Annotated in this window: 9 protein-coding genes and 1 pseudogene; 7 read left to right on the forward strand and 3 right to left on the reverse strand. The window is 65.7% G+C overall.

Features of this window, described 5'->3' with window-relative positions; genetic code table 11:
- Both D769_RS32490 and D769_RS29015 read left to right on the forward strand, forming a co-directional pair.
- Positions 1-260 (forward strand): annotated as a pseudogene (locus D769_RS32490) (DUF3300 domain-containing protein); the annotation flags it as partial.
- Positions 261-272: 12 nt separating this feature from the next.
- Positions 273-1178, forward strand: coding sequence for a DUF2950 domain-containing protein (locus tag D769_RS29015; protein WP_008652102.1), 906 nt, complete (start codon positions 273-275; stop codon positions 1176-1178).
- Between the two features lie 41 nt (positions 1179-1219).
- Here D769_RS29015 and D769_RS29020 read toward each other — a convergent pair whose 3' ends face one another.
- Positions 1220-2185 carry a tripartite tricarboxylate transporter substrate binding protein gene (locus tag D769_RS29020; RefSeq protein WP_008652104.1) on the reverse strand — a complete coding sequence of 322 codons (966 nt, stop codon included), beginning with the start codon at positions 2183-2185 and terminating at the stop codon, positions 1220-1222.
- Between the two features lie 249 nt (positions 2186-2434).
- Here D769_RS29020 and D769_RS29025 point away from each other — a divergent pair, with 249 nt between their 5' ends.
- The 3 genes from D769_RS29025 to D769_RS29035 are packed head-to-tail and all read left to right on the forward strand — an operon-like array spanning position 2435 to position 5591.
- Entirely contained in the window at positions 2435-3586 is a 1152-nt protein-coding gene (locus D769_RS29025; protein WP_008652105.1) for an acyl-CoA dehydrogenase family protein, read from the forward strand.
- Positions 3583-4623 carry an acyl-CoA dehydrogenase family protein gene (locus D769_RS29030; protein ID WP_008652106.1) on the forward strand — a complete coding sequence of 347 codons (1041 nt, stop codon included), beginning with the start codon at positions 3583-3585 and terminating at the stop codon, positions 4621-4623. Before D769_RS29025 ends, D769_RS29030 begins: the two co-directional genes overlap by 4 nt.
- Positions 4620-5591, forward strand: coding sequence for a tripartite tricarboxylate transporter substrate binding protein (locus D769_RS29035; RefSeq protein WP_035881006.1), 972 nt, complete (start codon positions 4620-4622; stop codon positions 5589-5591). Before D769_RS29030 ends, D769_RS29035 begins: the two co-directional genes overlap by 4 nt.
- Before the next feature lie 54 nt (positions 5592-5645).
- On the opposite strand, the gene D769_RS29040 is transcribed toward D769_RS29035, so the two are convergent.
- Positions 5646-6641, reverse strand: a complete 996-nt coding sequence (locus D769_RS29040; RefSeq protein ID WP_008652110.1) for a LysR family transcriptional regulator — start codon at positions 6639-6641, stop codon at positions 5646-5648.
- Positions 6642-6744: 103 nt separating this feature from the next.
- Between D769_RS29040 and D769_RS29045 the strand changes: the two genes are divergently transcribed.
- Together D769_RS29045 and D769_RS29050 are read left to right on the forward strand one after the other, a co-directional pair.
- The gene (locus D769_RS29045; protein ID WP_008652111.1) at positions 6745-7578 is read left to right on the forward strand and encodes an enoyl-CoA hydratase/isomerase family protein; all 834 of its coding nucleotides are present in this window, start codon (positions 6745-6747) and stop codon (positions 7576-7578) included.
- A gap of 6 nt (positions 7579-7584) precedes the next feature.
- Positions 7585-8796: a CoA transferase gene (locus D769_RS29050; protein ID WP_008652112.1), complete on the forward strand. Its 1212-nt coding sequence runs from the start codon at positions 7585-7587 to the stop codon at positions 8794-8796.
- 106 nt (positions 8797-8902) lie between these two features.
- Here the strand turns inward: D769_RS29050 and D769_RS29055 are convergent, their stop codons facing one another.
- Positions 8903-10039, reverse strand: coding sequence for an alkene reductase (locus tag D769_RS29055; RefSeq protein ID WP_152415107.1), 1137 nt, complete (start codon positions 10037-10039; stop codon positions 8903-8905).
- Positions 10040-10153 lie beyond the last annotated feature (114 nt).

Consider the following 10153-nt stretch of genomic DNA (forward strand, 5'->3'; position numbering starts at 1 on the left):
CGGCGTCCGGCAATCGGGCCGGCACCGCCGACCGCGCACAAGCCGCCGACCGCTACAGCGCGGGATTCGGCGGGCGGGACAACGGCTTCCAGGGCGTCGGCAACGGCGCCGGCACGCAGAACAACACCAATCGCGGCAGTTCCAGCATGCAGTCCTCGGGCTTCAATCGCGGCGGCGGCGGATATTCGGGCGGTGCGCGCGGCGGTGGCGGCTTCGGTGGCGGCTTCGGTGGCGGCCGCGGCGGCGGTGGACGTCGATAAGCGGGGGCAACCATGACACTGACGACGCCAATCCGCGCAACACTTCGCCGCACGCTGTGCACGCTGCTGCTGGGTGCAGCCGCGAGCCTGACACCCGCGGCGCACGCCAACGAGGTCTTTGCCACGCCCGAGGCCGCGATGACCACCTTCGGCAACGCCGTCATCAACGACGACGAGCCCACGCTGCAGAAACTGTTCGGCGGCAAGTTCCGCGACATCATTCCGCCGGTGGGCGCCGAGGTCCGCAGCCAGTTCCTGACAGCCTGGGGCAAGTCCCACGCTGTCGATCAGAAAGAGAATCGCGCCTATATCGACGTGGGAGACGACGGCTGGACCTTCCCCATTCCGCTGGTGAAGGGCAGCAAGGGCTGGCAGTTCGACACGCTGGCCGGCGTGGAGGAAATGCGGGTGCGCAGGGTGGGCCGCAACGAGCTGGCCGTCATCCAGACCATGCTGGCGATCACCGACGCACAGGCCGAATACGCGCTGACACCGCACGACGGCAGCAAGACGCTTGTGTACGCATCGAAGCTGTCGAGCACGCCCGGCAAGCAGGACGGCCTCTACTGGGCCTCCGCGCCCGGCGAGCCACAGAGCCCGCTAGGCGCTGCGTTTCGCGGCGCGGGAACGAGCCATGCCAGCAAGGATGGCTATTACGGATATCACTACAAGCTGCTGGACGCGCAAGGCCCCAACGCCCCGGGCGGGGCCTACAGCTACCTGGTCAACGGCAATCTGTTCGGCGGTTTTGCCGTGCTGGCATGGCCGGCGCGTTATCAGGACACCGGCGTCATGAGCTTCATGGTCAGCCACGATGGCCAGGTCTACGAGCGTGACCTTGGCGCCGATAGCGCGGTCAAGGCCAAGGAGATCCGGACCTTCGATCCGGGGGCGGGATGGCGGAAGGTGGCCCCGTAGCAGGGTCCTAGGCTCGCAGCGTCACCTTCCGCTTCTCCGAGTCACTCCTTCGGAATACCCGCCATCTCCGCGGCCTTCGTCCAGCGCTCGATTTCATCGAGCTGGTATTTCCGCAGCGCCTCCGAACCACCCGCGATGATCTGGCCGCTGGTGCGGCCCACGAACTCCGCCGCTTCCTTGCTGCTGATGATCTCGACCGTGGCGTCGCTGAGTTTCTTGACGATCGCGGGCGGCGTCTTCGCCGGCGCGAACAGCGCCACCCAATTCACCATGTAGTAGTCCTTGTATCCAAGTTCCTGCAGCGTCGGCACATTGGGCTCCAGCGGCAGCCGCTTGTCGCCGCCCACGGCGATGATGCGCGTCTTGCCGGCCTGCGACAGCGCGGAAGCGGCAAGGTAGTCAGACATCGCAAAGTCCACCTGGCCACCGGCGAGATCCGCGACAGCCGGGGCAGCGCCCTTGTACGGAATCGCCACGGCAGTGATACCGGCCTGCTTCATGAACAGCTCGGTGGCGATCTGATACGACGCGGAACCCGAGCCATAGCTGAGCTTGCCTGGCTTCGCCTTGGCGGCGGCCACCAGATCTGCCACGGTCTTGTAGGGCGAATCGGCGCGTACCGACAGGATCATCGCCCCGTAGTAGAGCCGCGCCACGGGCGCGAAATCGCGTACCGGGTCATAGGGCAACGTCTTGAACTGGACCACGTTGGTCGCCATCGGCGAATTGCTCGCCACAAACAACGTGTAGCCATCCGGGTCCGCCTTCGCCACCGCCTGCGCGGCGATGAAGCTGTTGGCACCCGGGCGATTTTCCACCACGAAAGGCTGGCCGAAACGCGCCTCGAGTTTCTGGGCCAGGAACCGCGCGCTGCTGTCCGAGCCCGTGCCAGGCGGGAACGACACCACGATCTTGACGGGCTTTCTGGGGTAATTATTCGCGTTGGCGTGTGCCAGCCCGGAGACCCCGAGCGTGGCAATCAGACAGGCGAGAAGCAAACGCCGCATATCTACAGTCTCCTTCTTCGGGTGATACGTGCCACCCGCTTTCATCATGAAAGAAGAAGCGTAAGGGAAGCGTGCTGCATGTCGCAATGCACACGGAGGCATATTCGTTATGCGCACGTCGGCATGGCACACCGTTACGCTGCACTGCCGCATGCGCGGTGAATTTCCGTTATCTCACGGCTGCGATAGGCGCGTCTAGAAGGCCACTGCTAACCTCGGCTCACTCTCAAAAATCGCAAGGAGACAGAGTTGGAGATAGCCAGCAAGGTCGTGATACGGCCAGCCGATCCCGACGCCTCACTGACGCCGCTGCGCCAGGAAGTCCGCGCATTCCTGGCGGAGACCCTCGGCAACCGGCCCCCCCAACTGCGCGCCAAGAGCTGGTCTGGCTACGATCCCGAATTCAGCCGCGCGCTGGGTGCGCGTGGCTGGATCGGCATGACGTGGCCCAAGTCTTACGGCGGCGGTGAACGCTCGATGCTAGAGCGCTACGTGGTGCTCGAGGAACTGCTCGCGGCAGGCGCGCCCGTTGGCGGCCACTGGGTTGCCGAGCGCCAGAGCGGCCCGCTGCTGATGCGTTACGCGGACAAGAGCGTGGCGGCGGACATCGTGCCGCGCATCACGCGCGGCGAAGTGCGCTTCTGCATCGGCATGAGCGAGCCGGACTCCGGTTCCGACCTGGCGTCGATCCGCACACGTGGCGATCGCGTGGATGGCGGATGGGTCATCAACGGCACCAAGCTCTGGACCTCCAACGCGCATCATTCGCAATACATGATCGCGCTGGTGCGCACCGACCGTGGCGCGGACGACAAGCACAAGGGCCTGTCGCAGTTCCTGGTCGACATGACATCGAGCGGCCTGCAGGTGCGCCCGATCAAGAATCTCGCGGGTCACGAGGGCTTCAACGAGGTTGTGTTCGACAACGTCTTCGTGCCGGACCAGATGCTGATCGGCACCGAGGGCGATGGCTGGGCCCAGGTCACCGCGGAACTCACGTTCGAGCGCAGTGGCCCCGAACGCTATCTGAGCAGCTACGCGCTGCTGGCCGAGATGGTGGATGCGGCGGACGCGACCGACTCGCGCCAGGCGGTGGAAATCGGCTACCTCGTCGCGGAACTGAGCAATCTGCGCCAGATGTCTCGCGGCATCGCGGCCATGCTCAATCGTGGCGAGAATCCGCAACTGGCCGCTGCCAACGTCAAGGACATGGGCGCGCTGTTCGAACAGCGCATCCCTGAGGTGGCCCACGCGCTGTTCGGCAATGAACTGCGCCGCACCGGCTCCCCGTTCGTCGCGACGCAAGCCTACCTGACCCAGAGTGTGCCCTCGTTCTCCCTGCGGGGCGGCACGCGTGAAATTCTGCGGGGAATCATTGCGCGAGGGCTGGGAATCCGATGAACGAACTCGAACAAATGCTGACCGACAGCGCGGAGCGCCTGTTCGGCAACGAGGTCACGCTCGAACAGTCCGAAGCGATGGAGCGCGGCGAGTTTCCACAATCACTCTGGAATGCGGTGGACAAGAGCGGTCTGGTGCACGTGCTTGCCAGCGAGGAAGCCGGTGGCGCCAACGCGAGCTGGACGGAAGCGCTGCCGGTGATGCTGGCCGCCGGCCGCACGGTCACGCCGCTGCCGTTTGTCGATGCCGCCACCGCCACGTGGCTGCTGAGCCGTCTTGGCATCGAGGCGCCGCAGGGCCTGCTGGCCCTTGCCGATCTGTCCACGGCCCCGACCGCGAGCCAGGATGGCGATACCTGGCGGCTGAGCGCGGAAGTGGAAGTCCCCTGGGGCCGGCACGCGCAACACGTGCTGGTGCGCGCCGCCAACGCCTGGCTGTTGCTGTCGACCAAGCACGCTTCAGTACGCGAGGATGCCAACATCGCTGGCGAACCGCGTGACAGGCTCACGTTCGTCGACGCCGTGGCAACAGCCGCGTCGACGCAGCAGCCGCTGGAGGGATGCGACGATCCGGCGGCGCTCGGCGCATTGATGCGCGCCATCCAGATCACCGGCGTGCTCGAACGCGTGCTGAACCAGACCGTGCAATACGCCACCGAACGCATCCAGTTTGGTCGGCCCATCGGCAAGTTCCAGGCGATCCAGCAACAGCTTGCGGTACTGGCCAACGAAGTGGTCGCCTCGCGCATGGCCGTGGCCAGCGCCTGCGCGGCGTTGTCGGGCAAGGACTGGGCACAGCAGGCCATGATCGCCAAGATCATCTGTGGTCTGGCCGCCGGCCGCGCACCCGCGATCGCGCACCAGGTGCATGGCGCCATCGGCTTCACGCGCGAGCACTCGCTGCACTACGCCACGCGGCGCCTGTGGTCCTGGCGCGCCGAGTACGGCAGCGAGGCGCAATGGGCCGCAAAGCTCGGCAAGATGGCAATCGAACACGGCGGCGACACGCTGTGGGAAAGACTGACGGAGGCCGCATGAGTACGCGTCGAGTCCTTCTCGCGATGATTGGCCTGCTGACGCTGTCGGCATCGGTCCATGCGGAAACGGCCAAGGAATTCCCGACGCGGCCGATTCGCGTGATCGTGCCATTCACGTCTGGCAGCGGCTCCGATACGTCGGCACGCTACTACGGCGAGCAGATGGGTCGCACGCTGGGGCAGCCCGTGGTCGTCGAGAATCGGCCCGGCGCTAACGGCCTGATCGGCATCCAGGCGCTCAAGAACGCGCCAGCGGATGGCTACACGGTGCTGCTGGCCAGCAACTCGCCAATGTCGGTCAATCCGATCGTGATGAAGAACCTGCCCTATGACCCGCTGAAGGATCTCAAGCCGGTGTCGGGACTGAGCCGGAACATGAACGTGTTCCTGGTGCCGGAGAAGTCGCCGATCAAGACCGTGGCCGACCTGGTTGCCCACGCGAAAGACCGTGGCAAGCCGCTGGCAGTCGGCACGTACTCGGCGGGCTACCAGTTGGCGGCGGCGTGGTTCGCCAACCTTGCCGGCGTCCAGTTCGTCAACGTGCCGTACAAGGGGCAGGCCCAGATCATGACCGATGTCATCGGCGGGCAGCTCGACATGGCCGTGGTCGACCTGGGCGGCGCCATGACGCTACTCAAGGAAGGCAAGATCCGCGCGGTGGCGGTAACCGGCGAGACGCGGCATCGCGACTTCCCGAACGTGCCGACGATCAAGGAAAGCGGCTATCCGGACTACGCGCAGTACAGTTGGGTGTCGTTCTACGTCCGCGCGGGAACGCCCGACGACATCACCGACAAGCTGGCCACCGCCGTGCAGACAGCCCTCAAGTCACCGGAGTCCGACGCATTCCTGGCCACCAAGGGCGGCGATCCCATGCCTTACCCGCCGAAGGAAATGCGCCAGTTCCAGGAACGCGAGATGGCCCGGTTCCGCAAGGTTGCCGCGGCAGCCGGCATCAAGCCCGAGTAATGGGCCAGCGGATGCGTAAATGATGCGTGAGCGATGCGTGAACCCGACGACTGCCTAGGCGGCAACGTGACGCGCGGCGGATGCCAGCAGCGACCGCAGCACCGTGACGAACGGGTGCGAGTGGACGTTGTTGTGCCAGCACAGATGAATCGGCACGGCCATGCCCTCGTCCTCCATCGGCGAGAAGCGCATACCGGGATGCCGGCACAGCGGTCTGGCGAGGTAGTCCGGAATCATCGCGTAGATCTCGGTGTCGTGAATCGCGTCGGCCACGGCCAGGTAGCTGGTCAGTGTGCCGACGATCCGCCGATGCAGGCCATGCGACTGGAAGTAGCGGTCGAGCAACCGCGTGATCAGGCCGAACTGCGAGATGTCGAGGCAGTCGAGCGATGCCAGTTCACGCGCCGAGGTGATCTCGCCGATATGCGGGTTGGATCTGGCCGACAGGCAGCCGAAGCGCGTCGTCAGCAGCAGCTCGGAACGCAGCGATTCCATATCCACCGGATAGAACGCCACCATCAGGTCGATCGCCCCGCTGGTCATCGCGGAAATGCCGCCCTGCTGTGGCACGGGCTGCATCCGGACCCGCGCGCGCGGCGCCACCTGGCGCAGGCTGGCCAGGAACGCCGGGGCAATCAACGCCTGCAGGGAATCGTTGATACCGATCACGTACGTGCCGGTCTCCATCGCCGGGTTGTAGTCGCTGCCCTGCTGGTAGACGCCTTCGATGGCACGCAACACGTCATCGAGCGCGCCGCGGATGTCCTGAGCGCGGCGCGTCGGCAGCATCTTGTGCGCGCTCTTGATCAGCAGCGGATCGCCGAGATCATCGCGCAGCCGGTCGAGCATCCGGCTCATCGAGGGCTGGGTGCTGTCCAGCCGCCTGGCGGCCTCGCTGACGCTGTTGCTCTCGAGCATGGCGGCCAGCACCACCAGCAGGTTCAGGTCTTTCTTGCGCAGTTCGGCAAGTGCCGGTCGTCTGCTGTCGCGGCCTTCCGGCGTCTCCGCGCCGTCCGTGCCTGGGGTGTCGCTAAAACGAGATTCGTTCATCGCTATTGCGCTTCAAATCCATATTGAATAAGGCATAACGCAGTATGCAGCATTTCAACCCCGCCCGGCGGGGAAACCTTTCCACAGAACCGAGCCCATCGACATGACGCCCCCTAACGCTTCGTCTACCGCTTCCTCTACCGCTTCCCCCACCGTCTCCTCTACCAGCGGCCAGGATTCCCTTCAGGTCACGCGCGACGGACATGTCGTCCAGGTCCTGATTCGCAGGCCGCCCCATAACCACCTCGACCCAGCATTCGTCGGCCTGCTGGCGGACACGCTCGAACAACTCGATGGCGACGACGAATGCCGCGCCATCGTGCTGGCGGCCGAAGGCAAGTCCTTCTGCGCCGGCGCGGACTTCTCCGGCCAGCAAGCATCGTCATCGGTCAGCCGCGACCCGAGCCCGTTCTACAAGCAGGCCATGCGGCTCTTCCGCACGCGCAAGCCGATCGTCGCCGCAGTACACGGCGCGGCCGTGGGCGCCGGCGTAGGGTTGTCGCTCGTGGCGGACTTCCGCGTCACCTGCCCCGAGGCACGGTTCAGCGTCAACTTCAACCGGCTTGGTTTTCACCCCGGCTTCGGCCTGAGCCTGACCCTGCCCCGCCTGATCGGAGTCCAGCAGGCTTCGCTGCTGCTATACACGGGACGCCGCATTGATGGCGAGACCGCCACGCGCATCGGACTGGCCGACGAACTCGTGCCGGCCGACCAGGTTCTGGCCCGCGCCCATGCGCTGGCCACCGAGATCGCAATCTCGGCCCCGCTCGCCGTGGAAAGCACGCGCGCCGCGCTGCGCGAGGGGCTGGCAGATGCGATCTACGCCGCCAACCAGAAGGAGCTGGCCATCCAGCTCACCCAATTCCCGACCGAGGATTTTCGCGAAGGCGTGGCAGCCATGGCCGAACGCCGTCCGCCGAACTTCCGTCGTCGCTGATACTCAATGGAGCGAATCTACGTGACCGTTTCAACCAAAACAGATGCCGGACCACTGTCCGGCGTGCGCGTGCTCGATCTGTCCGCCGTGGTGCTGGGCCCGATGGGCACCCAGGTGCTGGCCGACATGGGTGCGGACGTCATCAAGATCGAATCGCCCGAAGGCGACCTGATGCGCGCCAACGGCGTGGTCGAGGTGCCGGGCATGAGCTCGATCTTCCTGGCGTTGAACCGCAACAAGCGTTCGGTCGTGCTGGACCTGAAGACCGAGGCCGGTCGCGCCGCATTGCGCCGCCTGATTCCAACCGTCGACGTGCTGGTGCATAACATGCGCGTCTCGGCGATCGAGCGGCTGGGTTTCGGCTATGACGCTGTGCGCGCACTGAATCCCGAGATCGTCTACTGCGCCGCCACCGGCTTCGGCCAGGATGGCCCGGATCGCGAGAAGCCCGCGTTCGACGACATCATCCAGGCCGCCTGCGGATTCGTCGGCGCCGCGTCGATCAACACCGACGAGCCCGACTATCTGCCGAGCCTGATCGCCGACAAGACCACAGGTCTGGCAGTGGCCAACGCGGTGCTGGGCGCGCTGTTCCATCGCGAGCGGCATGGCCGTGGCCAGTACGTCGAGGTGCCGATGCTGGAAACGATGGCCGCGTTCGTGCTCACCGAGCATATGGGTGGCCTGACCTATCCGGGCTCCAAGACCAAGGCCGGCTACGCGCGCCTGCTCGAAGGCGGCCGCAAGCCCGTGCGCACCAAGGATGGGTGGATGAGCCTGCTGCCATACACGGACAAGCACTGGAAGGCCTTCTTCCACGAGGTGGACCGCGACGATCTGGGCGAACGCTACAACATCGCCAGCCGCGCCGACCGCAATGCGCACATCAAGACGTTGTACAGCCACCTGCGGGAGTTGGCGCCACTTCGCACGACGGCGCAGTGGATGAAGCTCTGCGAGCAACTCGACATCCCCGCCACGCCGATCTACTCGCTCGAAGCGCTGCCCGAGCATCCGCACCTGAAGGCCGTCGGTCTGTTCCAGGAGTCGAAGCATCCCGTCGTCGGCACCATCCGGGAAATCCGGCCGACAGCGCGCTTCGCGGGCACGCCGACCTCGATCCGCCGCCCCGCCCCGACGCTGGGGCGCGACACGGCCGAGGTACTGCGTGAAGCCGGGTTCGAGGAAAGCGAAATCAAGGCGCTTGGCGGAAGCTGAGCGGTGGGTGCTGCGCGTCGGCGATTTCCCGTCAGGTCAACGCCGGCAGCGTCGCGGCCAGCGCGATCCTTGCCAGCGCCTTCATCTTCCGTCTCCTGACCGACGCTCAGGCCGCCTTGGCAACAAGTGGCGGATAGTCGGTCAGGCCACGCGCGTCGCCACCGAACAGCGTGTCGCGATCGTGGACGGTGAGGGTGGCGCCGGTGCGCAGGCGCTCCGGCAGATCGGGGTTGGCCACGAACGGGCGGCCAAACGCGATCAGGTCGGTCCATCCTTCGTTCAATGCGGTCTGGGCGCGCGCCGCGGTGTACTTGCCGGCGTAGATCAGCGTGCCCGGATAGACCTTGCGCAGTTGCTGCTTGAAGGCCGTCGGCATATGCGGGGCATCCTCCCAGTCGGCTTCCGCGATATGGATGTAGCCCACGCCGATCTCGCCGAGCAACCTGGCCGCAGCGGTATAGGTGGTCTCGGGATCGGCATCGACGCAACCATTCAGCGTGGTCAGCGGCGCCAGACGGATCCCGACGCGGTCTTTGCCACCCGTGCCTTCGATCAGCGCCTGTGCCACCTCGCCCAGGAAACGCAGCCGGTTTTCCAGCGAACCGCCGTATTCATCGGTGCGATCGTTGGCGCCGGAGTCGATGAACTGGTTGACCAGATAGCCATTGGCTGCGTGCAGCTCCACACCGTCGAAGCCCGCCGCCATGGCATTGCGCGCGGCCTGGCGAAAGTCGTCGACGATGGCGTGGATTTCCGCCACCGACAGCGCGCGTGGCTGCGACGCCTGGGCGAAGCCGGGCTTGCCATCGCTTTGCGCGACGAACACGTTCACGCCCTTCGCCTGGATGGCTGACGACGATACCGGCGCATGGCCATCGAGCAGGCTGATATGGCTCAGGCGGCCAACGTGCCAAAGCTGCGCGAAGATGCGCCCGCCGGCCTGATGGACGGCAGTGGTGACCTTGCGCCAGCCGGCCACCTGCTCCGGCGTGTGAATGCCGGGGGTCCACGCATACCCCTTGCCGAGCGGCGAGATCCACGTGCCTTCGCTGACGATCAGGCCGGCGCTGGCGCGTTGCGCGTAGTACTCGGCCATCAGCGCATTGGGCACGTCACCGGGCTGGCTGGCGCGCGAGCGCGTCATCGGTGGCATCACGATGCGGTTGGGCAGCGTGAGGGAGCCGAGCGAATACGGCTGGAACAGCGGACCATTGGTGCTGGTGCTGGTGCTGGTGCTGGTCATCATGGTCTCCTTAGAGGCGCTATCAAAATGAAGCGAAGCGGTTCTGGCTAGGCGCGCGGCCGCAGACAGTACAAGTGGTACGGCAAGGCCGCGCAACGACGCCAGAATCGTTTT

The sequence above is a fragment of the Cupriavidus sp. HMR-1 genome (genome assembly GCF_000319775.1).
GTDB lineage: Bacteria > Pseudomonadota > Gammaproteobacteria > Burkholderiales > Burkholderiaceae > Cupriavidus > Cupriavidus metallidurans.

Bases quoted from the DNA above. Each gene is read 5' to 3' on its own strand.
- D769_RS29015 (WP_008652102.1), top strand. From the start codon at position 273: ATGACACTGACGACGCCAATCCGCGCAACACTTCGCCGCACGCTGTGC.
- D769_RS29020 (WP_008652104.1), bottom strand. From the start codon at position 2,185: ATGCGGCGTTTGCTTCTCGCCTGTCTGATTGCCACGCTCGGGGTCTCC.
- D769_RS29045 (WP_008652111.1), top strand. From the start codon at position 6,745: ATGACGCCCCCTAACGCTTCGTCTACCGCTTCCTCTACCGCTTCCCCC.
- D769_RS29035 (WP_035881006.1), top strand. From the start codon at position 4,620: ATGAGTACGCGTCGAGTCCTTCTCGCGATGATTGGCCTGCTGACGCTG.
- D769_RS29040 (WP_008652110.1), bottom strand. From the start codon at position 6,641: ATGAACGAATCTCGTTTTAGCGACACCCCAGGCACGGACGGCGCGGAG.
- D769_RS29055 (WP_152415107.1), bottom strand. From the start codon at position 10,039: ATGACCAGCACCAGCACCAGCACCAGCACCAATGGTCCGCTGTTCCAG.
- D769_RS29050 (WP_008652112.1), top strand. From the start codon at position 7,585: ATGGAGCGAATCTACGTGACCGTTTCAACCAAAACAGATGCCGGACCA.
- D769_RS29030 (WP_008652106.1), top strand. From the start codon at position 3,583: ATGAACGAACTCGAACAAATGCTGACCGACAGCGCGGAGCGCCTGTTC.